The sequence below is a fragment of the Streptomyces sp. NPDC033180 genome (assembly GCF_055577645.1).
In genome coordinates this window covers 215,476-238,512 of sequence record NZ_JBVIPU010000005.1, presented here as the reverse complement: position 1 = coordinate 238,512, position 23,037 = coordinate 215,476, and the positions used below count along the sequence as shown (strand labels likewise).

Genomic DNA, 23,037 nt, shown 5'->3' with positions numbered 1-23,037 from the left:
GCTTAGATTTCCCGCACGTTAAAGGTGGGATAAGCGAGGGAGCGGAGCCGCGAAGTGTCAGATGCGCCTGAAGTGAGCAGACCGGTGATCACGCCGGTCCGCGTGGTCGTTGCCCTCTGTCTCGTCGCGCCGTTCGTGGCGATGCTCTGGGTGAGCTCCTACGCGAAGGTCGACCCGACCTTCATCGGCATCCCGTTCTTCTACTGGTACCAGATGCTGTGGGTGCTCATATCCACCGCTCTGACCATGATCGCTTACAAGCTGTGGCAGCGTGACCAGCGCGCCCGCAAGGCCGAGCAGGCCCAGGGGGGTGCGACCCGATGAACGTGCTCGCAGCGGACACGGGCGGCGTCAACGGCATCGCCCTCGCCGTCTTCATCTTCTTCTTCGTCGCCGTGACGGCGATGGGCTTCCTGGCCGCGCGCTGGCGCAAGGCCGAGACCGAGAGCCTGGACGAATGGGGCCTGGGCGGCCGGTCGTTCGGCACCTGGGTCACGTGGTTCCTGCTCGGCGGCGACCTCTACACGGCGTACACGTTCGTCGCGGTCCCGGCGGCGATCTACGCGGCGGGCGCGGCCGGCTTCTTCGCGGTGCCGTACACGATTCTCGTCTACCCGCTGATCTTCACCTTCCTGCCGCGGCTCTGGTCGGTCTCGCACAAGCACGGATACGTGACGACCTCGGACTTCGTTCGCGGGCGCTTCGGCTCCAAGGGGCTCTCGCTGGCCGTCGCGGTCACCGGCATCCTCGCCACGATGCCGTACATCGCGCTCCAGCTGGTCGGCATCCAGGCCGTGCTCGACGTCATGGGCGTCGGCGGCGGCCCCGACACGAACTGGTTCATCAAGGACCTGCCGCTCCTGATCGCGTTCGCGGTGCTCGCCGCGTACACGTACTCGTCGGGTCTGCGCGCTCCCGCGCTGATCGCGTTCGTGAAGGACGGCCTGATCTATCTCGTCATCGCCGTCGCGATCATCTACATCCCGATCAAGCTCGGCGGCTTCGACGAGATCTTCCAGGCGGCGGGCGACAAGTTCTCGTCGGCGAACGAGGCCGCGGGCAAGCCCGTCGCGGGTCTCGCGCCGGGCGAGGCCGGGCAGTGGACGTACGCCACGCTCGCGCTCGGCTCCGCGCTCGCGCTGTTCATGTACCCGCACTCGATCACGGCGACGCTCTCCTCCAAGAGCCGCAACGTGATCCGCCGCAACACCACGATCCTGCCGCTCTACTCGCTGATGCTGGGGCTGCTCGCGCTCCTCGGCTTCATGGCGATCGCGGCCGGGGTGAAGGTGGAGAACGGGCAGCTGGCGATCCCGCAGCTGTTCGAGAACATGTTCCCCGACTGGTTCACGGGCGTCGCGTTCGCGGCGATCGGCATCGGCGCGCTCGTCCCGGCCGCCATCATGTCCATCGCGGCCGCGAACCTGTTCACCAGGAACATCTACAAGGACTTCCTCAAGCCGGACGCGACGCCCGCCCAGGAGACCAAGGTCTCCAAGCTTGTCTCGCTCCTGGTGAAGGTGGGCGCCCTCGCCTTCGTGCTCACCATGGACAAGACGGTCGCGATCAACTTCCAGCTCCTGGGCGGCATCTGGATCCTGCAGACCATGCCCGCGCTGGTGGGCGGCCTGTTCACGCGGTGGTTCCACCGCTGGGCGCTGCTCGCGGGCTGGGCGGTCGGCATGGTCTACGGAACGGCTGCCGCGTACGGTGTCGCTTCGCCGACGCAGAAGCACTTCGGCGGCTCGTCCGACGAGATCCCCGGCATCGGCGAGATCGGCTACATCGGCCTCACGGCGTTCGTCCTGAACGTGGTGGTCACCGTGGTCATGACCTTCGTCCTGCGCGCCATGAAGGCCCCTGACGGCATCGACGAGACGTCTCCCGGCGACTACACGGCGGACGCGGGCGACCCCGGCGTCACGGAGGAACTGCCGCCTGCCACGGTGGGAGCACCGGGCGGGCACTGAGCCTGTTCCTGTACGTAACGCATGGCGCGGGCCGCCGGATTCCCCCGGCGGCCCGCGCTTTTTTGTGCGCGCCGACACAAGATATGGGGCTGCCGCTCAGAGCCAGCACAAGATGTATGCTCGTGCTCGCTGTCGCCGCAGGGGAATCCGGTGCAAGTCCGGAACTGTCCCGCAACGGTGTATGAGTACGCATTTGTCGTGCTCGCAAGTCCGAAGACCTGTCGACAGTGCGCCCGTTCCGACCGGTCCGGGTGCCGACGACGTCCGGGCCTCGTGGAATGGGCTGGTGGACGCGGAGCGCAGCCCTGCCCAGGGGCGGCCCCCGTGTGTCACTCACCCCTCCGCAAGGCTCTGAGCCGAGCGAGGGAGTGCTCCGTGACCATCGCGCCAGCCGAACCTGCGTCAGCGCAGATCACCGACGGTCAGCAGACCGCCGACGGCCCAGGAACCGCGCTGCTGCGTACCCTGACCGACCTCACCGCCGACCTCCCCGACGCCGACCCCGGCCGGGTCGCCGCCGCCGCGCTGCGCGGCCGTTCGGCCAGAGCGGATGTGGCGGAGCTGCGGGAGCTCGCGACCGAGGCGGCCGCCGGGCTCATCTCCGAGGACCCGACGTACTCGCAGCTCGCGGCCAGGCTCCTCAGTCTCAGCATCCGTGACGAGGCGGCCTCGCAGGGCGTGCGCTCCTTCTCCGACTCGGTCGCCGTGGGACACCGCGAGGGACTGATCGCGGACCGCACCGCCGCGTTCGTCGCCGACCACGCGGAGCACCTCGACGGGCTCGTGGACGCCGCCCTCCAGGACGGCGCCGACTTCCGCTTCGGATACTTCGGTCTGCGCACCCTGCACAGCCGCTATCTCCTTCGCCACCCGATCACCCGGCACGTCATCGAGACCCCGCAGCACTTCATGCTGCGCGTCGCGAGCGGCCTCGCCGAGGACGGCTCCGCGCGCTCGGTGGACGAAGTCGCTGCCCTGTACCGCCTGATGAGCCGTCTGGACTACCTGCCGTCCTCGCCGACGCTCTTCAACTCCGGCACCCGCCACCCGCAGATGTCCTCCTGCTACCTCCTCGACTCCCCGCTGGACGAGCTGGACTCCATCTACGACCGCTACCACCAGGTCGCGCGCCTCTCCAAGCACGCGGGCGGCATCGGCCTCTCGTACTCCCGCATCCGCGCCCGCGGTTCGCTGATCCGCGGCACGAACGGCCACTCCAACGGCATCGTCCCGTTCCTGAAGACCCTGGACGCCTCCGTCGCCGCCGTGAACCAGGGCGGCCGCCGCAAGGGCGCCGCCGCGGTCTACCTGGAGACGTGGCACTCCGACATCGAGGAGTTCCTGGAGCTGCGCGACAACACGGGTGAGGACGCGCGCCGCACGCACAACCTCAACCTCGCGCACTGGATCCCGGACGAGTTCATGCGCCGGGTCGCCGCCAGCGAGGACTGGTCGCTGTTCTCGCCGGCCGACGTGCCCGAGCTCGTCGACCTGTGGGGCGAGGAGTTCGACGCCGCCTACCGCGAGGCCGAGGCCGCCGGGCTCGCCCGCAAGACCATCCCGGCCCGTGACCTCTACGGCCGCATGATGCGCACCCTCGCGCAGACCGGCAACGGCTGGATGACGTTCAAGGACGCCGCCAACCGCACCGCCAACCAGACGGCGGAGCCCGGCCACACCGTCCACTCCTCCAACCTCTGCACGGAGATCCTGGAGGTGACGGACGACGGTGAGACGGCCGTCTGCAACCTGGGTTCGGTGAACCTCGGCGCCTTCGTGGACACGGCCGCCGGTGACATCGACTGGCAGCGGCTCGACGAGACCGTCCGTACCGCCGTCACGTTCCTCGACCGCGTCGTCGACATCAACTTCTACCCGACCGAGCAGGCCGGCACGTCGAACGCACGGTGGCGTCCGGTCGGTCTGGGCGCGATGGGTCTGCAGGACGTCTTCTTCCAGCTGAAGCTGCCCTTCGACTCCCCCGCCGCGCGTGCTCTCTCCACGCGCATCGCCGAGCGGATCATGCTCGCCGCGTACGAGGCGTCCGCCGACCTCGCCGAACGCAACGGCCCGCTGCCCGCCTGGGAGAAGACCCGCACCGCGCGCGGTGTCCTGCACCCCGACCACTACGGCGTCGAGCTGACCTGGCCGGAGCGCTGGGCGGCGCTGCGGGAACGTATCGCCGTGACCGGCATGCGCAACTCGCTGCTTCTCGCGATCGCGCCGACCGCCACGATCGCGTCCATCGCGGGCGTGTACGAGTGCATCGAGCCGCAGGTCTCCAACCTCTTCAAGCGCGAGACGCTGAGTGGTGAATTCCTCCAGGTCAACGCCTACTTGGTGCAGGAACTGAAACGGCTCGGCGTCTGGGACGCCAAGACCCGCGAGGCGCTGCGCGAGGCCAACGGCTCGGTGCAGGGGTTCAGTTGGATCCCGGCCGAGGTGCGCGAGCTCTACCGCACCGCGTGGGAGATCCCGCAGCGCGGCCTGATCGACATGGCCGCCGCGCGCACGCCGTTCCTCGACCAGGCGCAGTCCCTGAACCTGTTCCTGGAGACGCCGACCATCGGCAAGCTCTCCTCGATGTACGCCTACGCCTGGCAGCAGGGTCTGAAGACCACGTACTACCTGCGTTCGCGCCCGGCGACCCGCATCGCCCGCGCGGCGGCGGGCAAGACCGCCGAGCCCGTTCCCGACCCCTCCTTCGTACCTGCCCAGGTCACGGCCGAAGACGCCGTCGCCTGCTCCCTGGAAAACCCCGAGTCCTGCGAGGCCTGCCAGTAATGTCCAGCACCACGAACGCCGAAAAGAACCTCCTCGACCCGGGCTTCGAGCTGACCCTGCGCCCCATGCGCTACCCGGACTTCTACGAGCGCTACCGGGACGCGATCAAGAACACCTGGACCGTGGAGGAGGTCGACCTCCACTCGGACGTCGCCGACCTCGCCAAGCTCTCGCCCGGCGAGCAGCACATGATCGGCCGCCTGGTCGCGTTCTTCGCGACCGGCGACTCGATCGTCTCCAACAACCTCGTGCTCACGCTCTACAAGCACATCAACTCCCCCGAGGCACGGCTCTACTTGAGCCGCCAGCTCTTCGAGGAGGCCGTGCACGTCCAGTTCTATCTGACGCTGCTCGACACCTATCTGCCCGACCCGGAGGACCGCGCCGCGGCCTTCGACGCGGTCGAGGAGATCCCCTCCATCCGCGAGAAGGCCGAGTTCTGCTTCAAGTGGATGGACTCCGTCGAGAAGATGGACCGCCTGGAGACGCAAGCCGACCGGCGCCGCTTCCTGCTGAACCTGATCTGCTTCGCCGCGTGCATCGAGGGGCTCTTCTTCTACGGCGCCTTCGCGTACGTCTACTGGTTCCGCTCGCGCGGCCTGCTGCACGGCCTCGCCACCGGCACCAACTGGGTGTTCCGCGACGAGACGATGCACATGAGCTTCGCCTTCGACGTCGTGGACACCGTGCGCAAGGAGGAGCCCGAGCTCTTCGACGACGCGCTCCAGACGCAGGTCACGGACATGCTCAAGGAGGCCGTCGAGGCCGAGCTGCAGTTCGCACGCGACCTGTGCGGCGAGGGCCTGCCCGGCATGAACACCGACTCCATGCGCGAGTACCTCCAGTGCGTCGCCGACCAGCGGCTCCAGCGGCTCGGCTTCGCGCCGGTCTACGGCTCCTCAAACCCGTTCTCGTTCATGGAACTCCAGGGTGTCCAGGAGCTGACCAACTTCTTCGAGCGCCGGCCTTCGGCCTACCAGGTCGCGGTCGAGGGTTCGGTCTCCTTCGACGACGAGTTCTAGTACCTCCGGTACGTCCGGGCTGCGCGGGGCGGATTCCGCCTCGCGCAGCTCGCGGTCGATCCGACGGTCGTGGACGTACCCGACGAGCGAGGGCGCGGCCAGCAGGAGGAGGACGGTCAGGACGGTCACGTATCCGAGGAATGTGTTCATGTCCTCACTGTCCTGCGCGCCGGGCGGACGCGGCAGTGGCAGGACTGCCACACACCATCGACTTACTGCCAGCCCTGCGGCACACTGGCACACATGCTGAAGAACGTGGCCACCGTCCTGCTCGACGGCGTGCACCCCTTCGAACTCGGCGTCGTCTGCGAGGTGTTCGGCCTCGACCGGAGCGACGCGGGCCTTCCCGTGTACGACTTCGCGGTGGTCGCCGCGGAGAGCGGACCCTTGAGCAATCACGCCGGGTTCTCGATCACCACTCCGTACGGCCTCGACCGGCTGGAAGAGGCCGACCTCATCACCGTGCCCGCGGGCCAGGAGTTCGTGAACCGCGACTACCCCGAGGAGCTGCTCGCCGCCCTGCGCCGCGCGGTGGACCGCGGGACCCGCATCCTCTCCGTCTGCTCCGGCGTCTTCGTGCTCGGCGCCGCGGGCCTGCTGGACGGCCGGCGCTGCGCCGTGCACTGGCAGCACGCCGCGGAACTCGCGGTGCGTTATCCGCGCGCCCGGGTCGAGCCCGACGTCCTGTACGTGGACGAGAACCCGGTCATCACCTCGGCCGGCACCGCCGCCGGGATCGACGCGTGTCTGCACATCGTCCGCCAGGAGCACGGCACGGAGGTCGCCAACGCCATCGCCCGGCGCATGGTCGTGCCACCCCATCGCGACGGCGGCCAGGCCCAGTTCGTGGCACGCCCGCTGCCGCGATCGGCGTGCGACACGGTGGGCGGGGTACTCGCCTGGATGGAGCGCCATCTGGACACGGACATCACCGTCGAGCGGCTCGCCGAGCGCGCGCACATGTCGCCGCGCACCTTCGCGCGCCGCTTCCAGCAGGAGACCGGCACCACGCCCTACCGCTGGCTCCTGCGCCAACGCGTGCTCCTGGCACAGGAGTTGCTCGAAGGCTCGGACGAGACGGTGGACGCCATCGCCGGGCGTGCCGGTTTCGGCAACGCCGCGGCGATGCGCCACCAGTTCCTGCGGGCGCTCGGCACCACGCCGAACGCCTACCGCCGCACCTTCCGCGGCCCTGCCGTCAGCGCCGCTCGGCCCGCAGGACCAGATGCTTCGGCTGTAGCGTGATGCCGATCTTCGTGTCGGCGTCGGTCTCCGCGACCGGCGCCAGGTGCCACTTCGGGGCCACCGTCGCCAGGATGATGGCGAGTTCGGCCAGACTGAAATGGTCGCCCGGGCACTTGCGGTTACCGGTACCGAACGGCATCATCGCGAACTCCGGTACGTCACCCGCGCGTTCCGGGTTCCAGCGGTCCGGGTCGAACTCGAGGTGCTGCTCGAAGGAACGCGGATCGCGTTGCATCGCGTACACGCTGTAGACGATGTCGGCACCGGCCGGAATGCGGTAGCCGCCCAGGTTGGTTTCCCCCACCGACCTGCGGGTGAATATCCAGGCTGCGGGTTGTATACGCATGGCCTCGGTGACGACATTCCGGGTGTGCGGCAGAGACCCGAGGTCGGCGAATGTGATCTCCCGGCCCGGCGCTACGGAATTTACCTCTTCAACCAATCGCCTTTCCTGCTCGGGGTGTTGGGCCAGCAGATGGAACGTCCACGCCAGGGTCGACGCGATATTCTCGGCACCCGCCACAACAAGGGAGATCACGTGGTCGTGAACCTCCTGATCGCTGAGCGGCTGCCCTGATTCATCGCGTGCCCGCAGCATTTCGGCCAACAGGTCGTCCTGATCCGGGCCCGCCGCCCTGCCTTCGGCGACGATCTCGTCGACCAGTGCGTGCAGATCGGCCAGCGCGCTCTGGAAGCGGCGGTTGCCCTGGGTCGGCACGCGGTACAGCGGACCGACCGAGAGGACCATCCTGCGGTAGAGCCCCTCGAAGACGGTGTGCAGCGATTCGGCGATGCGGTCCGCCTTCTCGCTGATCGCGTCGACCTCCAGGAGCGAGCGGGACACGACGCGCACGGCGGTGCGGAACATCTCCGCGTTGATGTCGACGGTGTCGCCCGGCCGCCAGCGCGCGGCCGTCAGGCGGGCCTCCTCCTCCATCACCTTGGCGTAGCCGGCGATCCGGTCGGGCCTGAACGCGGGCTGCATCATGCGCCGTTGACGCCGGTGCAGCTTGCCGTTGCTGGTCGCCACGCCCTTGCCGAGGAGCACTTCCAGGGTGTCCCAGAGCGGCCCTCCGACGATGTAGTCGGGGCTCCTCAACAGCTGCCCGACCAGTTCGGGGTCGCAGACCGCGTACGCCGTCTTGGGCCCCAGCCTTATGCGTACGAGATCACCGTGATCCCGCAGCGCGGCGAGGAAGCCGAGCGGGTCGCGCACCAGGTTCCAGGCATGCCCGATGAGCGGGGCACCGCCACTGACGAGCGGTGGAGTTGTTGTCGCGGGTATCGCGGATTCGACGCTCATTCCTCACCTACCAATTCAGTTTCGGCCAGGTCACTCAGTTCCGCGTCGCTCACATACGGGGGAATGGACCTGTCGTCCCAGCTGTCCACCCGATAGCGACCGGATTCGTGATGGAACCAGTACACGGAAGAGAACCAGTTCCGCATATTGGCGACGCACGATTCCACTGCGTCCGAGAGTTCCCTCCCCTGCACGCTTCCATCGGCCAATTGCCCGGCGAGACGCAGCACTTCCTTTTCCGCCACGAGGAAATCAGATATGCATCGGGTCACCCGCCGGTGCACTTCCGCCACGGCTTCTTCCAGGGACAACCCCTCGTGCTGGATCAGACTGATCCCGAGATTGTGCAGTTCGTCTCCCGCGAGTTCCTTGGGGAGCGAGCACAGGTCGTTGTACCAGGCGGAGAAATCCTGTGTGGCGAGCGCCGCCCGCCGATACGCGGGGTGCTTGCGCACCGCCGGCGGCAGCTCGTGGCGTGCCGTGGGCTCGAGCAGGTCGATCCACGCCCAGTGGGCGAACGTCAGCCTGCGCAGTTCGATGTAGGCCTCGACCGTCGGGACCGTGCCGGTCCTGCGGTTCCTGAACTCCAGGTCGTACGCCTCGATCACGCTGTGGAAATGCCGCGCGAACCGGGCGTTCCAGCTGGGGCCGAGGTGGGAGTACAACCTGAGGACGCAGTCCGCGAACCCCGCCACCAGAGGGTCGTGGTGCCGCAGTTGTTGCCGGGGAGTCCGCAGCGTCTCGTGGAGCCCGCGGCACAGTCGGCGCCACTGCAGCGCCCTGCCGTGCACCGAGTCGCGGTCGTGCCGGTCGTCCCACGCGAAGAACCAACTGCTGAGATCGGCTATCGCGCTGAGCAACTCATCGGGTGCGCCAATGTAGTAGCCGGCGACCAGGTCCGTGTAGCACAGGCTGTCCGCGTACCGCTCGACCTTGTCCGCGGGCATGAGGCGCATTTCGCGCAGCCACGTCCTGGACTTCTCCTGGAGCTGTGGCCAATACGGATGCAGTTGACGAGGAAACCCTGACTCGATCACCGGAAGCGCCAACGCTGGCGGCACGGATACCGCCGGCGCCCGTGTCTGTGTCGGTGAAGTGCCGTGTGAATATGCAGGCACGGACAAACCCCTCTCAGCCGCGTGAAAACGCACGCCCCTCCCGCCGTACCGGGCGCGCGCCGTTGTGTATCCCCGCGCTTTCCATTCAGCACCACAACTGACCGTTCAGGGAACAGATTTGCGCCATTCACTACCCCCCAGTGCCGAGAAAATCCCCGTACGTGACTGATTTTGGATCACCATGAGCCTGTTTCGATCGCACAGCTGACCGGTTGAGGTCGGTTCATGCGAACGGCCCCTGGCCGGGAAGAAGTTCCCGGCCAGGGGCCGCAGGTGGCGCGTGGTGCGCGCGAGTTCGGAGTCGACTAGGCGTTCGGCACCACGGGGTAGCGCGGAGTGCCCTCTTCCATCTGCCGCAGCGCGTCCTTGCGGTCACGCTTGGACAGGCGGTCGATGTAGAGGTAGCCGTACAGGTGGTCCGTCTCGTGCTGCAGGCAGCGGGAGAAGTACCCGGTGCCCCGCACCTTGATCGGGTTGCCCTTCTCGTCCTGCCCGGTCACCTCGGCGTAGTCCGGGCGGGCCAGATCGGCGTAGGCCGTGGGCACGGAAAGGCAGCCCTCGCCCGCCTCGTCCAGGCGGCGCCGGTCCGCGGGGAGCTCACGCACGACGGGGTTGCAGACCACGCCGACGTGCCGCCTGCCCTCGTCGTCCATGCAGTCGTAGACGAAGACCTTCCGGTCGACGCCGATCTGGTTGGCGGCCAGGCCCACGCCCTCGGCGGTCCGCTGGCTCGCGAACATGTCGTCGACGAGCTGCGCGAGCTCGTCGTCGAAGGCGGTGACGTCCTTGCACTCCTTGTGCAGCACAGGGTTGCCCACGACCGTGATGGGCCGGGACGTGCCGCGCTCGCGGTGGGCCGTCTCCCGCTCCTCGCAGTCCTCCGTGTCGATGACGAAGCCCTCGTCGTCTACGGGGAGGACCCCGCCCGAGGCCTGCTGCTCAGTGTCCTGCGCCATTGTCCGACGTACGCCTTCCTGGGAACCCACAAGAGATAGTGCCGGTACAGCCTACGGCCAGGAGTCAGCAGACCTCTTCCAGATCCCGCCAGTCACGGGAGTCCGGGCTGTCCGCGACCCAGCCGTCGAGCAGGCCGCGCACCAGGGCGGCGGGCGCCGCGATGCCGCACTCGCGCTCGGGCACCCACAGGGCGCCGGGGCTGCGGTGGCCGAGCGGCCCGGGGTGGCCGGGCTCGCTGTGGTCGTGCGGGTCGAGGTGCTCGCCGTCGCCCTCGTCGCTCGGCATGCGGCTCTCGGAGCACATGCGGCACAGCAGCCGTACGGACGAGGACCAGTCCTCGGCGGCGAAGCCCGCGTCCGCGGCGAGCTTCTCCAGGGCGTCCCGGTCGTCCTCGGTGGCGGCCTCAAGGAGAACCACCCAGGTGGGGACGGGTGAGGGAGCCCACAGCTCGATCTCGTCGAAGACGGGATACGAGTCCCCCTCCCCCGTCGTCCGCTCGCCGTGCGGAACGCCGTCGTGCAGCACGACCTCGCCCCAGCGGCGCCCGGAGGAGGGCAGCGGGATGGAGAGCACCTCGATGCGCGCGGGGTCCAGCCTGCGCCCCCACACGACCTCGGCCTCACCCTCGGGCGACAGCCGCACGGCGGCGCTGCCCAGGTCCATGCCGGTGGGCTCCCCGGACGCGGCCACACCGCCGGGCACCTTCAGGCCGTACGCCTGCCAGGCACGCCGGGCAAGCGGCCAGTCCTGCAGGGCGGTGGCGGCGATCCCCACGTTCCACCAGTCGGGGGCGCCCTGTGACCGGTCGAGCAGCGCGACGGCCCGCAGACCCGCGGCCCGCGCCTGCTCCCAGTCGTGCCGGAACTTGTGGAGCAGCGCGAGGTTGAACCAGGACTCCGAGAGCCACGGCTCGAGATCCGCCGCGCGGGTAAGGAGTGCGCCCGCGTCCTCGTACCGCCCGTCGCCGATCAGCGTGAAGGCGCGGTCGGTGGCCTGCCGCCATGAGGCGGAGGGCCGGTGCCGTCCCTTGCCGAAGATCCTCACGATTCCCGCCTGCCGGTCCTTGAGTTCCTGAGTTTCGCTGTGCCCGAGGGCCCTCTTCGCATCCAACCACGTACGGTCGGACGGCCGCTCATTACCCATGGGTTACCCAACCGGCGGCAAGCTATGACCGCCCCGCGAAAGCACCCGGGCCAGGGCTTCCACCACTTCGGGCTGATAGTCGCGGCCGGTGCCGAGGCGCAGCCGCTCCAGAGCGTTGAGAGGCCCCGTGGGACCTTCTCCCCTTGCCATCTCGTCGTACGCGTTGGCGGCTCGCACAATACGGGCGGTGAGCGGCTGATCGCGATACGGGTCCGCCTGCCGCTCCACGACCACGGCGATGTCGCCGTTCACCCCCGTCTGACGCACGACGGCGCCCCCGAGCAGGGCGATGCGCCGCTGTTCCGCGTCCGGCAGGGCCGCGGTGGCGCCCGCGGGCACGGGGTCGACGAGGGAGAGCTGCCCGATGTCGTGCATCAGCGCCGCGTGCTCCAGGACCGTGAGGTCCGGCGCGGAGAGACCCAGCTCACGGCCGACGGCCCTGCTGAGCGCGGCCACCCGGCGGGCGTGACCCTGCGGGGTGTACCCGGCGATCTCGGTGGACCGTGCCAGCGAGGTGATGGTCTGCCGATAGGTGGTCCGCACCGCGGCGTACCGCCCGAACGACAGCTGGGTCAGGAGCAGCGGCAGGCTGAACACCGGCAGCGCCCAGAGCCCCGCCACGGCGACCGCGAGCGCCATGACGGCCCCCGTCGCGCACACGGCGGACCCGATGCCGAGCATGGCCCGCAGCTCGTCTCTCAGGATGGGGCCGAAGGGCATGGGGGTACCTCCCGTGCCCTTGAGGCTGTGGGGGAGGGTACGGGCGTGCGCCATGGCCGCGGCGAGCACGGCGTCGCACAGGGCCGTGAGGACGAGCAGCGCCACGATGACGGCGGCGAAGGCGGGCCCCTGCCCCACCCACTCCTTCAACTTCCCGGCGTTGTAGAGCGGTTGGAAGCACGCGGCGGCGAACCCGACGGTGAGCACCCGCCGGGCCACGTGGTCCAGGGCGGGCCCCTTGCCGAGCGCCACATGCGGGACGGCGCCGACGAGCGCGGCCGCGACGACCACAGCGATCACCTGGAACACGCCGTGATGCGTGGGCCGTCCCCCGACCTCCCCGAGCAGCGCGTACGCGAGCGCGCCCGCGGCCCCGAGCGGGGCGGGCTCCCTGTCGCTCCCCCCTGCGCCCCACCGGGCCAGCTCCCCCACGGCGACGAGCCCCCCGAAGGCGAGCGCGATCCCCCCTTCGGCCACGCCGTGCCAGAGGGTCCAGGCGAGAGCGAGCAGCGTGAGCAGCCCGGCGGCGCCGTATACACAGACCGCCACCGTCGTGGGCAGGCGGGCCCTCACCGCGCTCCCGCCCCGGGAGGCGTGGGCACACCGGCGGCCTCCTGCCGAGGGGAGGGCACCTCGCCGGTGTCCGAGGTGACCGCGGGATGCCATCCATGCCGGTCGATCGCCCGCCGCAGCGCGGCGACCATCACAGGGTCGAACTGCGATCCCGCGCAGCGGGACAGCTCGGCCACAGCGGCGGCGACCGGGCGCCCCCGCCGATAGGACCGCGTGGACGTCATGGCGTCGAACGCGTCGGCGACGGCCACCACCCGGGCGAACTCCGGAATCTGCCGCCCCACGAGCCCGTAGGGATACCCGCTCCCGTCGATCCGTTCGTGGTGGTGCAGGATCGCCGCCCGCGCCTCCCCGAGGAAGCCGATCCCGCGCACCATCTCGTGCCCGTACTCGGGATGCAGCTCGATGACCCGCCGCTCCTCGGGGGTCAGCGGCCCGTCCTTGCGAAGGAGCCGGGTCGGTACGCCCAGTTTGCCGACGTCGTGCAGGATTCCGGCGAACCGCAGGCTCTCCACCCGCTCGTCCGCCATCCCCAGCTCCCGCGCGATCATCACGGAGGCCCGCCCCACGCGCTCGCTGTGCCCGCGGGTGTAGCGGTCCTTGATGTCGACGGCCTGCACGAGCGCCCGGATGGTGGCCTGGTGGGCGGCGCGCTCCCGGTGGTACTGCGCGAAGGCCCAGCAGGAGACCCCCATCGGCAGCAGCACGAGGAGCGCGGCGAGCGGCCCGTACGGACTGCGCCACAGCACCGCCATCATCAGACCGGCGAGGCCGTGCACGGCGACCGGCGCGAACGACCGCAGGAAGAGCCCCCGCCAGGCGGTCCGCACCGGCGCCCGTTCCGCGGTGGCCAGGATGCCGCCGTCCAGGGCGGTCAGCACGACGGAGAAGGCGAGGACGGCCGCTCCCGCGGGCACGAGCGCGTACGGAAAGTCGGGCGCGGCCACAGCTTCGCGCCCGCCGAACGCTCCATACGTCCACGCCGACACCCAGGCGGCCAGGGCGAGTTGGGCCGCGCGCCAGACCCTGCGCACCCACCGGGGGCGTCGCTCGACGCGGGCGAGCAGGGCCCCCGGCACCGCGACGAGGGCGGCGGCCCCGGGCGGCAGCAGGAAGACCGCGGCGAGCAGCACGGGGAAGAAGGTGCCGAGGCCGTTGGGTACGCGGCGTCCGACCACCCGGCACCGCGTGATCTGCTCGCACCCGGCGTAGAGCGCGGTGAGCAGCGCGAGCGCGCCCCACGGCGTGCGCGGCGAGGTCAGCGCGGGCGCGGCGCAGGCGGCGCAGGCCAGGGCGGCGCACAGGATGTAGGCGCGCGCCCATGGGGCGATGGACCGCATGGCACCGTCTCCTCCCCCGTGACCGTCCCCAGGGACCACGTTCCAAGGTCCGGAGACTAGAGCGAGAGTCGCACGCTCCGAGCCCCCCTCGCGGAAATTGGCACGTACGAGTGACGGTGAACGACGGTGGACAGAAAAAAGCAGGCCGTGACGGACTCCCGTCACGACCTGCTCACACTCAACTACCGGAAGCTCAGGCTTCCTTGGCCCGCAGGCTCTTGGCGGACACATTGGCATCGGCGGCCGTCGTCTCCACCGTCACGTCGTGGTCGGGCACGGCCTCGCCCGAGCGGATCAGGTCGATACGCCCCATGACCTTGGCGCGCAGGTCGACGGGCACGTCGTCCTGGCCGCAGCAGCGCTTCACCAGCTTCTTGACCGCCTGCTCGAGGCCGTACTTCTCCAGGCACGGAGAGCACTCCTCGAAGTGCGTCTCGAACTTGGTGCAGTCGCTGTCCGGCATCTCGTGGTCCAGGAACTCGTAGAGATGGTCCAGGACTTCACTGCAATCCGTCTCGTGCGGCTCTCCGCAGCTCATGAGCCTGAGCCTTTCGCTTCGTTCGACGACTCTGAGGCGGCGCCGGCGGGGACGAGGCCGCGGTCGCGGGCGTAGTCCTCGAGCATGCCGCGCAGTTGGCGACGACCGCGGTGCAACCGGGACATCACCGTACCGATAGGTGTCCCCATAATGTCCGCGATCTCCTTGTACGCAAAGCCCTCTACGTCGGCCAGATAGACGGCGATGCGGAATTCCTCGGGGATCGCCTGCAGTGCGGACTTCACGTCCGAGTCGGGCAGGTGATCGAGCGCCTGCGACTCGGCCGAGCGCAGACCGGTGGACATGTGCGACTCGGCACGCGCGAGCTGCCAGTCCTCGATCTCCTCGGCGGCGCTGCGCTGGGGCTCGCGCTGCTTCTTGCGGTACGAGTTGATGAACGTGTTGGTGAGGATGCGGTACAGCCACGCCTTGAGGTTGGTGCCCTCACGGAACTGGTGGAACGACGCGTACGCCTTGGCGTAGGTCTCCTGCACCAGGTCCTCCGCGTCCGCCGGGTTGCGCGTCATGCGCAGCGCCGCCGAGTACATCTGGTCGAGGAAGCCCAGGGCGTCCCGCTCGAAGCGGGCCGTGCGCTCCGCCGGCGTCTCGGCGCCTCCGTCGGGTCGCTCCGCCTGGCCGTTCTCGGCCCCTGCGTCGGTCCCAGTGACCGGACCCACCTCCTCCAAAGACGTGGTGAGACCGAAAGCAGCCCCACTCGAATCGGAGGATAGACGACGATCCGGTCCCGCCGCCGCTCGAATAGGAGCGGTCTTGGGCGCGCTCAGCACCGTCCATTCCAGGTCAGGGGCGCTGGAGCGGGCCGGGCAGATGGTCGAACCCATGCGGCGGACTTCCTCTCGTACCAACAGCGTTTGGCTTCTGTTCGGCACAACAGAGGTCACGCACCCAACATTCCCGTCCACCGGATGACGCCATCCGTGACGATCGTCATGGCCTCGGTCTCGGTGATGTCGGCGCGCTTGGGGATCGCGAAGCCGTGATCGCCGTAGGGGATCTCGACGATCTCGTACGTCCCTTCGGGGAACTCCGCGGGCTTCCCGAAGGGATCGTTGCCACCCTGCACGACGAGGGTCGGCACCCCGGCGCCGAGGAGTTCCTCCGCGCGCGACTTCTCCGGCTTGCCCGGCGGGTGCAGCGGGAAGCTGAGGGCGAGGACGGCGGCGGCGCCCAGCTCGGTGGCCGTACGGCACGCCACCCGCGCCCCGGCGCTGCGTCCGCCCGCGATCACCGGCAGGCCCGGCTGCGCGAGCGCGGGCCACAGGCCTCGCCACCCCACGTCCAGGGTCTTCGGCGCGGGCGCCAGCTTCTTGCCCGCGACGCGCCACGGCTGCTCCACGAGGGCGACGGTGACGCCGTGCGCGGGCAGGGCGGCGGCGATGGCCCGCAGGTCGCGGGCCTCGATGCCGCCGCCGGCGCCGTGGCTGAGGGCCAGGATGTGGCGGGCCCTGCTCTTCGGCGCGGGATGCCAGGTGACGCGCGCGTCACCGGCGTCGGTCTCGACGATCTCGCTCTTGGGATCGCTCTTGGGATCGCTCTTGGGATCGCTCTTGGGATCGCTCTTGGTCACATCAGAAGAGTGTGCCTTCTTCGGGCCCCTCCAGCTCCTTGAGCAGCTCCGGGCCGTTGTTGCGCACGTTGCTGACCGCCGTCGACACCGGGAAGGCCCGCATCAGGCCGTGCGGCGGCGGCTCCAGGAGCGGCCGCAGGTCCTCGACGTCCGTGCGCGAGGGGTCGAGCCAGGCGTCCCAGCGGTCCGGCGTCAGCATCAGGGGCATCCGCGGGTGGATGTCGGCCAGCGAGCGGGGGCCTTCCCCCGGCGCGACCGCCAGGGGGGAGGTCTCCGCCTCCGTGGTGATCACCGTGCACGTCACCCACCAGGCGAGGGGGTGCTCGTCGGGGAGCGTCTTGTCGCGCCAGAACTCATAGAGCCCCGCCATCGCGAAGACCGAGCCGTCGGCGGGCGTCACGAAGTACGGCTGCTTGCGGGGGCGCTTCTTCTTGCCCTCGACCTCAAGATCGCGCTCGCCGGAGCCGGTGACCCACTCGTAGTAGCCGTCGGCGGGGATGACGCAGCGGCGGGAGGCGAAGGCCCGGCGGTAGGAGGGCTTCTCGTGCACCGTCTCCGCGCGGGCGTTGATCATCCGGGCGCCGCCCTCGGGTGTCTTCGACCAGGACGGGACGAGTCCCCACTTCAGTGTGCGCAGCTGGCGAACCGGGCGGGGGTCCTCAGCGTCTTTCACCGGACGGTCGAGGACCGCGTAGACCTCCTTGGTGGGGGCCACGTTGAAATCGGGGTCGAGGGCCTCCTCCGGCTCCCACTTCTCGATCTCAAAGATTCCTGCGAGATCCTCGGGCCTACGACTCGATGCATACCGTCCGCACATACGTGCCAGACTGCCAGGCCCACCCGTCGCCCGACCACCGCCCCTCAACGACAGCGCTAACGCGCCGACCCCTTTTAGATCCGACCAGAGGAGCCGGTCCCGACAATGGCACCAGCAATGGAAATAACCGCGAACGCCAGCCTGACCGACCTCTGGGACCGGGTCTTCGGGACGCAGGCGGCGCCCGACGAATGGCTGGTGATCATCACCGGCCTCGTCGCCCTCGCCGTCGTCCTGCCGCACGGCGTCTGGCGGGTCGCCCGCAACGCCATCACCATCGCGCACGAGGGCGGCCACGGCCTGGTCGCCCTCCTGACCGGGCGCCGCCTCGACGGCATCCGGCTGCACTCCGACACCAGCGGCCTGACCGTCTCCCGCGGCAAGCCCACCGGCCTCGGCATGATCCTGACCGCCGCCTCGGGCTACACCGCGCCGCCCCTGCTCGGCCTGGCGGGCGCCGCGCTCCTCGCCGCCGACCACATCACCGCGTTCCTGTGGATCGCGACGGCGCTGCTCATCGTGATGCTCGTCATGATCCGCAACGCGTACGGCGCCCTCACCGTGATCGTCACCGGCGGCACCTTCCTGCTCGTCTCCTGGCTGACCAGCTCGCAGGTGCAGGCGGCCTTCGCGTACGCCGTGGTGTGGTTCCTGCTCCTGGGAGGCGTACGTCCCGCGTTCGAGCTGCAGTCCAAGCGCAGGCGCGGCGGCGCGGGCGACTCGGACGCGGACCAGCTGTCGCGGCTCACGCACGTCCCCGCGGGGATGTGGCTCTTCCTCTTCCACGCCGTCTCGCTGTGCTCGCTGATAGGCGGCGGGCGCTGGCTGCTCGGCCTCTGAGCAGCCACGACCCCTCACCTCTCTGCCACTAAAGTGGGGGCATGACCGCAAACCCAGCGCACAGCACCCTCTGGCCAGCCCCGCACGCGAGCGGAGCCGTCGCCGCGACGGTCCATGTGCCCGGGTCCAAATCGGTCACCAACCGCGGCCTCGTCCTCGCCGCCCTCGCCGCCGAGCCCGGCTGGCTGCGCCGGCCGCTGCGCTCGCGCGACACCCTCCTGATGGCGGGCGCCCTGCGCGCGCTCGGCGTCGGCATCGAGGAAGGCGTGGGCCCGGACGGCTCCGGTGAGGCCTGGCGGATCATCCCCTCCGGCCTGCACGGCCCCGCCACGGTCGATGTCGGCAACGCGGGCACGGTCATGCGCTTCCTGCCCCCGGTCGCCGCCCTCGCCGACGGCCCGATCCGCTTCGACGGCGACCCCCGTTCGTACGAGCGGCCGCTGAACGGCGTGATCGACGCCCTGCGCGCGCTCGGTGCCCGCATCGACGACGACAGCCGCGGTGCGCTGCCGCTGACCGTGCACGGCGGCGGCGCCCTGGACGGCGGCCCGGTCGAGATCGACGCCTCCTCGTCCTCCCAGTTCGTGAGCGCCCTGCTGCTCTCGGGCCCGCGCTTCAACCAGGGTGTGGAGGTCCGTCACACCGGCTCCGCTCTGCCCTCCATGCCGCACATCCGGATGACCGTCGACATGCTCCGCGCGGTCGGCGCCCAGGTGGACACCCCGGAGTCGGGCGGCGAGCCGAACGTGTGGCGGGTCACCCCCGGCGCCCTGCTCGGCCGCGATCTGACCGTCGAGCCGGACCTCTCGAACGCCCAGCCGTTCCTGGCCGCGGCCCTGGTCACCGGTGGCCGCGTGACCATCCCGGACTGGCCCGCGCACACCACGCAGCCCGGCGACAAGCTTCGGGAGATCTTCACCGAGATGGGCGGTTCCTGCGAACTGACCGAGCGGGGGCTCGTGTTCACCGGCTCCGGCTCGATCCACGGCATCGACGTGGACCTGAGCGAGGTCGGCGAGCTGACCCCCGGCATCGCGGCCGTCGCGGCCCTCGCCGACTCCCCCTCGACCCTGCGCGGCGTCGCCCACCTGCGGCTGCACGAGACGGACCGCCTGGCGGCCCTCACCAAGGAGATCAACGAACTCGGCGGCGACGTCACCGAGACCGCCGACGGCCTGCACATCCGTCCGCGCCGTCTGCACGGCGGGATCTTCCACACCTACGACGACCACCGCATGGCCACCGCGGGCGCGATCATCGGCCTGGCGGTGGAGGGCGTACAGATCGAGAACGTGGCGACGACGGCGAAGACGCTGCCCGACTTCCCCGAACTCTGGACCGGAATGCTCGGGAACTGACGGGCGGATCCAGGACATGCGCCGCTACGGAAAGAACCCCGACGAGGACGACATCCGCGTCCGCCCCAACCGCAAGGGCAACCGCCCGCGCACGCACATCAGGCCCAAGCACGAGGACGCTTCCGACGGCATGGTCCTCACCGTCGACCGGGGCCGCCTCACCGTCCTGGTCGACGACCGGATCGTACTGGCCATGAAGGCCCGCGAACTGGGGCGCAAGGCCGCCGTGGTGGGCGACCACGTCTCGCTCGTCGGTGATCTCTCCGGCAAGAAGGACACCCTGGCCCGCATCGTGCGCATCTCGCCGCGCACGTCGGTCCTGCGGCGCACGGCCGATGACGACGACCCGTACGAGCGGGTGGTCGTCGCCAACGCCGACCAGCTCGCCATCGTCACCGCCCTCGCCGATCCGGAGCCGCGCACACGCCTGATCGACCGCTGCATCGTGGCGGCGTACGACGGCGGTCTCACGCCGCTCCTCGTCCTGACCAAGTCCGACCTGGCGTCCGCCGACAAGATCCTGGAGACGTACTCCACGCTCGACATGCCCTATGTCGTCACCAGCCGCGAGGAGTTCACCGACGGCGCGGAGCTCGCCCGGGTGCGCGAAGTCCTCGACGGGAAGGTCACCGCGTTCGTCGGCCACTCCGGTGTGGGCAAGACGACGCTGGTGAACGCCCTGGTCCCCGAGGAGCGCAGACGCAGCACCGGGCACGTCAACGCCGTCACGGGCCGCGGCAGGCACACCACCGTGTCGGCGCTCGCGCTGCCGCTGGCGGGCTCGTCCGGCGGGTGGGTGGTCGACACGCCCGGCGTGCGGTCCTTCGGCCTGCACCACGTCGACCCGTCCCGCGTCATCCTCGCGTTCCCCGATCTGGTGCCGGGGACGGAGGGCTGTCCGCGCGCGTGCGGCCACGACGAGCCGGACTGCGCCCTCGACGCGTGGGTGGAGGAGGGGCACGCGGATCCGGCGCGTCTGTACTCACTGCGCAGGCTCCTCTCGACCCGCGAGCGACGCGAGGACGACTGACCTCGCCGTTGTTTGCGCCCGAGGCACAGCGGCAAGGGCATAATCGCACCAGGCCTGAACCAAGCCAGGCGAAGCGGTCACCGAACGTTCGGTTGCGGGAGGCAGATACATGGCGTGGCTGCTGGTCATCGTCGCGGGGTTCCTGGAGACCGGATTCGCGGTCTGCCTCAAGCTCTCGCACGGCTTCACCCGGCTCTGGCCGACGATCACCTTCGCGGCCTTCGCCCTGGGCAGCTTCGGTCTGCTCACCCTCGCGCTGCGGAAACTCGACGTGGGTCCCGCGTACGCGGTCTGGACGGGCATCGGTGCCGCGGGCACCGCGATCTACGGAATGATCTTCCTCGGTGACGTGGTCTCCACGCTCAAGATCGTCTCCATCTCGCTGGTGGTCGCCGGTGTCATCGGCCTCCAGCTCTCCGGCTCCGCCCACTGACTGATCTCGGGCCTCAGGCGCCGGTTCGCAGACCTCAGGCGCCGGTCCAGTGCCCGAGGACCCCGCGCACCAGTTCCACGGGATCCTCACCTGTCGGTGAGGGCGCGACGACGTACGACAACGCCATCCGCACGGCGCTCTCGCAGGCCATGGCCAGCTCTTCCGTGTCCTTCGGCCGCGCCCTGCCGTCCAGCGCGTTCACCGCCTTGTCCCGGACGAGGGCGAGCAGTTCGGCGGGCGAGGGTACGCCCGCGTCCGCACGCCGCTGTGCCGGTACGGGTGAGGCGGAGACCCCGGGCCTGCTCGGCGCGGGCAGGCGTTCGCTCCAGCAGCCGGTGAGTATGGCCCGCGTGAGTTCGCTCCCACGGGCGGCGGCGATCGTCCAGGCGCCCACGGCCGCGAGCCGGTCCACCGGGACGCCCGCCACGGCCAACGCGCGCTCCACGCCGTGCAGATACACGTCGGTCTCGCGCCGGAGCAGGGCGCGGGCGAGGCCGTCCTTGCTGCCGAACTCGTTGTAGAGGGTCTGCCGGGACACCCCGGCGGTGGCCGCGACATCGACCATGCGAACGCCTGGCCACGGTCGGCGGGCGAGCGCCGCTTTGGCCGCGTCCAGTAAGGATTCCCGTGCCGCAGGCATCGTCGCCTCCCGGGGCCGAAGCGGCTCTGCGGCCAGAGTTGACGTGCTCGGGAGCGGTGTCAATAGCCCCGGCGCGACCTGGCACGGTATGCGTCATGTCCCGGAATGGCCCGGACATACGGCGCTGTGGCTCAGGCACAACGAGATCGATACTGTTCACTCATGCCCGACTACCACGATGATCTGCGTCTTGCCCATGTCCTCGCGGACGCCGCCGACGCCGCGACGATGGACCGGTTCAAGGCTCTCGACCTCAAGGTCGAGACCAAGCCGGACATGACGCCGGTGAGCGAGGCGGACAAAACGGCCGAGGAGCTGATCCGCTCGAACCTGAAGCGGGGCCGGCCGCGCGACGCGATCCTCGGCGAGGAGTTCGGAGTCGAGGGCACGGGCCCTCGCCGCTGGGTGATCGACCCGATCGACGGCACCAAGAACTACGTACGCGGGGTGCCGGTCTGGGCCACGCTGATCTCCCTCATGGAGGCGGGCGAGGGCGGCTTCCAGCCGGTGGTGGGTGTCGTGTCGGCGCCCGCGCTCGGCCGGCGCTGGTGGGCGGCGAAGGGCGCCGGCGCCTACACCGGGCGCAGCCTGACCTCCGCGACCCGGCTCCACGCCTCGAAGGTCTCGCGGCTCCAGGACGCCTCCTTCGCTTACTCCTCGCTCTCGGGCTGGGAGGAGCAGGGCCGCCTCGACGGGTTCATGGACCTCACGCGCGCGGTCTGGCGCACCCGTGGGTACGGCGACTTCTGGCCGTACATGATGGTCGCCGAGGGCTCGATCGACATCTGCGCGGAGCCCGAGCTCTCGCTCTGGGACATGGCGGCGACCGCGATCATCGTGACCGAGGCGGGCGGCACCTTCACCGGCCTCGACGGCGCTCCGGGCCCGCACAGCGGCAACGCCGCTGCGTCGAACGGCCTGCTCCACGACGAGCTGCTCGGCTACCTCAACCAGCGCTACTGAGGACTCGCGTCCCTCGCGGCGGAGGCGCGCGCCCTTGGTGCGCACGCCCTGAACCGGCAGCACGCGCCCCCTTGTTGACGACGCGCAGGGCTGCGACTCTGAGAGTCCCCCCACTTGTGAACTTGTGAATCGCTTCTCTTGCGGTCCACTCAGGAGGTGGCTCAAGCCCATGCTCGTCCGCGACGCCATGAGCACGGTGGTCCTCACCATCGGTCCCGCCCACACACTGCGCCAGGCGGCCCGCCTGATGTCGACGCGCCGCGTCGGCGCGGCCGTCGTCCTCGACTCCGACAACTCCGGCCTGGGAATCCTGACCGAGCGCGACGTCCTCATCTCGCTGGGGCTCGGCCAGAACCCCGACACCGAGACCGCCGGCACCCACACCACGACCGATGTCGTCTTCGCCACCCCGTCCTGGACCCTGGAGGAGGCGGCCGACGCCATGTCGCACGGCGGCTTCCGGCACCTGATCGTGATGGACGGCAACGAACCGTCCGGCATCGTCTCGGTCCGCGACATCATCCGCTGCTGGGCCCCGAGCAGGCGTCAGGCGAAAGCGCCCACGCTCACCGTCTGAGCACTCCCCCAGAACGCGGAAAGGCGGGCCGGACCCCCGAGAGGATCCGGCCCGCCTTTTCTCCCCAGACGAGCTACG

General features: G+C 69.9%; 22 protein-coding genes and 1 riboswitch. Of the genes, 11 read left to right on the top strand and 11 right to left on the bottom strand.

Annotated features, from left to right (window positions below):
• Positions 1-54 precede the first annotated feature (54 nt).
• The 5 genes from ACZ5WE_RS17600 to ACZ5WE_RS17580 all read left to right on the top strand — a co-directional run bounded on the left by ACZ5WE_RS17600 (position 55) and on the right by ACZ5WE_RS17580 (position 7,021).
• Positions 55-324, top strand: a complete 270-nt coding sequence (locus ACZ5WE_RS17600) for a DUF3311 domain-containing protein (RefSeq protein WP_467688913.1) — start codon at positions 55-57, stop codon at positions 322-324.
• A complete protein-coding gene (gene mctP, locus ACZ5WE_RS17595) occupies positions 321-1,970 on the top strand; it encodes a monocarboxylate uptake permease MctP (RefSeq protein WP_467688911.1) in 1,650 nt (549 codons plus the stop codon). The genes ACZ5WE_RS17600 and mctP overlap by 4 nt, the downstream gene beginning before the upstream one ends.
• 116 nt (positions 1,971-2,086) lie before the next feature.
• Positions 2,087-2,210: riboswitch (cobalamin riboswitch) on the top strand.
• A 135-nt stretch (positions 2,211-2,345) separates the two neighbouring features.
• Positions 2,346-4,754, top strand: coding sequence for a ribonucleoside-diphosphate reductase subunit alpha (locus tag ACZ5WE_RS17590; protein WP_467688909.1), 2,409 nt, complete (start codon positions 2,346-2,348; stop codon positions 4,752-4,754).
• Entirely contained in the window at positions 4,754-5,776 is a 1,023-nt protein-coding gene (locus tag ACZ5WE_RS17585) for a ribonucleotide-diphosphate reductase subunit beta (RefSeq protein WP_467688907.1), read from the top strand. Before ACZ5WE_RS17590 ends, ACZ5WE_RS17585 begins: the two co-directional genes overlap by 1 nt.
• Before the next feature lie 243 nt (positions 5,777-6,019).
• Positions 6,020-7,021 (top strand): helix-turn-helix domain-containing protein, encoded by a 1,002-nt coding sequence (locus ACZ5WE_RS17580; RefSeq protein WP_467688905.1) that lies wholly within the window; start codon positions 6,020-6,022, stop codon positions 7,019-7,021.
• On the opposite strand, the gene ACZ5WE_RS17575 is transcribed toward ACZ5WE_RS17580, so the two are convergent.
• The 10 genes from ACZ5WE_RS17575 to ACZ5WE_RS17530 all read right to left on the bottom strand — a co-directional run bounded on the left by ACZ5WE_RS17575 (position 6,975) and on the right by ACZ5WE_RS17530 (position 17,118).
• On the bottom strand, positions 6,975-8,324 hold the full coding sequence (locus ACZ5WE_RS17575) for a bifunctional albaflavenone monooxygenase/terpene synthase (RefSeq protein WP_467688904.1): 1,350 nt from the start codon (positions 8,322-8,324) through the stop codon (positions 6,975-6,977). The genes ACZ5WE_RS17580 and ACZ5WE_RS17575 overlap by 47 nt on opposite strands.
• On the bottom strand, positions 8,321-9,442 hold the full coding sequence (gene cyc1 / locus ACZ5WE_RS17570; protein WP_467688902.1) for an epi-isozizaene synthase: 1,122 nt from the start codon (positions 9,440-9,442) through the stop codon (positions 8,321-8,323). Before cyc1 ends, ACZ5WE_RS17575 begins: the two co-directional genes overlap by 4 nt.
• Positions 9,443-9,747: 305 nt before the next feature.
• Positions 9,748-10,398 (bottom strand): peptide deformylase, encoded by a 651-nt coding sequence (gene def, locus ACZ5WE_RS17565; RefSeq protein ID WP_467688900.1) that lies wholly within the window; start codon positions 10,396-10,398, stop codon positions 9,748-9,750.
• A 64-nt stretch (positions 10,399-10,462) separates the two neighbouring features.
• Positions 10,463-11,443 carry a tetratricopeptide repeat protein gene (locus ACZ5WE_RS17560; protein WP_467689211.1) on the bottom strand — a complete coding sequence of 327 codons (981 nt, stop codon included), beginning with the start codon at positions 11,441-11,443 and terminating at the stop codon, positions 10,463-10,465.
• Positions 11,444-11,545: 102 nt separating this feature from the next.
• The gene (locus ACZ5WE_RS17555) at positions 11,546-12,928 is read right to left on the bottom strand and encodes an HD-GYP domain-containing protein (RefSeq protein WP_467688898.1); all 1,383 of its coding nucleotides are present in this window, start codon (positions 12,926-12,928) and stop codon (positions 11,546-11,548) included.
• Positions 12,832-14,175: an HD-GYP domain-containing protein gene (locus ACZ5WE_RS17550; RefSeq protein WP_467688896.1), complete on the bottom strand. Its 1,344-nt coding sequence runs from the start codon at positions 14,173-14,175 to the stop codon at positions 12,832-12,834. Before ACZ5WE_RS17550 ends, ACZ5WE_RS17555 begins: the two co-directional genes overlap by 97 nt.
• A gap of 193 nt (positions 14,176-14,368) precedes the next feature.
• Complete coding sequence (gene rsrA / locus ACZ5WE_RS17545; protein ID WP_467688894.1) at positions 14,369-14,713, bottom strand: mycothiol system anti-sigma-R factor; 345 nt, start codon at positions 14,711-14,713, stop codon at positions 14,369-14,371.
• A complete protein-coding gene (locus tag ACZ5WE_RS17540) occupies positions 14,710-15,390 on the bottom strand; it encodes a sigma-70 family RNA polymerase sigma factor (protein WP_344524992.1) in 681 nt (226 codons plus the stop codon). Before ACZ5WE_RS17540 ends, rsrA begins: the two co-directional genes overlap by 4 nt.
• A 221-nt stretch (positions 15,391-15,611) precedes the next feature.
• The gene (locus ACZ5WE_RS17535) at positions 15,612-16,301 is read right to left on the bottom strand and encodes an alpha/beta hydrolase family protein (RefSeq protein WP_467688891.1); all 690 of its coding nucleotides are present in this window, start codon (positions 16,299-16,301) and stop codon (positions 15,612-15,614) included.
• Position 16,302: 1 nt separating this feature from the next.
• Positions 16,303-17,118, bottom strand: coding sequence for an SOS response-associated peptidase (locus ACZ5WE_RS17530; RefSeq protein ID WP_467688890.1), 816 nt, complete (start codon positions 17,116-17,118; stop codon positions 16,303-16,305).
• A 117-nt stretch (positions 17,119-17,235) separates the two neighbouring features.
• Between ACZ5WE_RS17530 and ACZ5WE_RS17525 the strand changes: the two genes are divergently transcribed.
• The 4 genes from ACZ5WE_RS17525 (at position 17,236) to ACZ5WE_RS17510 (ending at position 20,779) form a co-directional block, all read left to right on the top strand.
• Positions 17,236-17,958: a M50 family metallopeptidase gene (locus ACZ5WE_RS17525; protein ID WP_467688888.1), complete on the top strand. Its 723-nt coding sequence runs from the start codon at positions 17,236-17,238 to the stop codon at positions 17,956-17,958.
• A 41-nt stretch (positions 17,959-17,999) separates the two neighbouring features.
• A complete protein-coding gene (aroA, locus tag ACZ5WE_RS17520; RefSeq protein WP_467688886.1) occupies positions 18,000-19,316 on the top strand; it encodes a 3-phosphoshikimate 1-carboxyvinyltransferase in 1,317 nt (438 codons plus the stop codon).
• A 16-nt stretch (positions 19,317-19,332) separates the two neighbouring features.
• Positions 19,333-20,346, top strand: a complete 1,014-nt coding sequence (gene rsgA / locus ACZ5WE_RS17515; protein WP_467688884.1) for a ribosome small subunit-dependent GTPase A — start codon at positions 19,333-19,335, stop codon at positions 20,344-20,346.
• Positions 20,347-20,455: 109 nt separating this feature from the next.
• Entirely contained in the window at positions 20,456-20,779 is a 324-nt protein-coding gene (locus ACZ5WE_RS17510) for a DMT family transporter (protein WP_367044872.1), read from the top strand.
• A 34-nt stretch (positions 20,780-20,813) separates the two neighbouring features.
• Here the strand turns inward: ACZ5WE_RS17510 and ACZ5WE_RS17505 are convergent, their stop codons facing one another.
• Positions 20,814-21,419: a TetR/AcrR family transcriptional regulator gene (locus ACZ5WE_RS17505; protein ID WP_467688882.1), complete on the bottom strand. Its 606-nt coding sequence runs from the start codon at positions 21,417-21,419 to the stop codon at positions 20,814-20,816.
• A 162-nt stretch (positions 21,420-21,581) separates the two neighbouring features.
• Here ACZ5WE_RS17505 and hisN point away from each other — a divergent pair, with 162 nt between their 5' ends.
• Together hisN and ACZ5WE_RS17495 are read left to right on the top strand one after the other, a co-directional pair.
• A complete protein-coding gene (gene hisN, locus ACZ5WE_RS17500) occupies positions 21,582-22,382 on the top strand; it encodes a histidinol-phosphatase (protein ID WP_467688880.1) in 801 nt (266 codons plus the stop codon).
• Positions 22,383-22,551: 169 nt separating this feature from the next.
• A complete protein-coding gene (locus ACZ5WE_RS17495; RefSeq protein ID WP_467688879.1) occupies positions 22,552-22,959 on the top strand; it encodes a CBS domain-containing protein in 408 nt (135 codons plus the stop codon).
• Positions 22,960-23,037 lie beyond the last annotated feature (78 nt).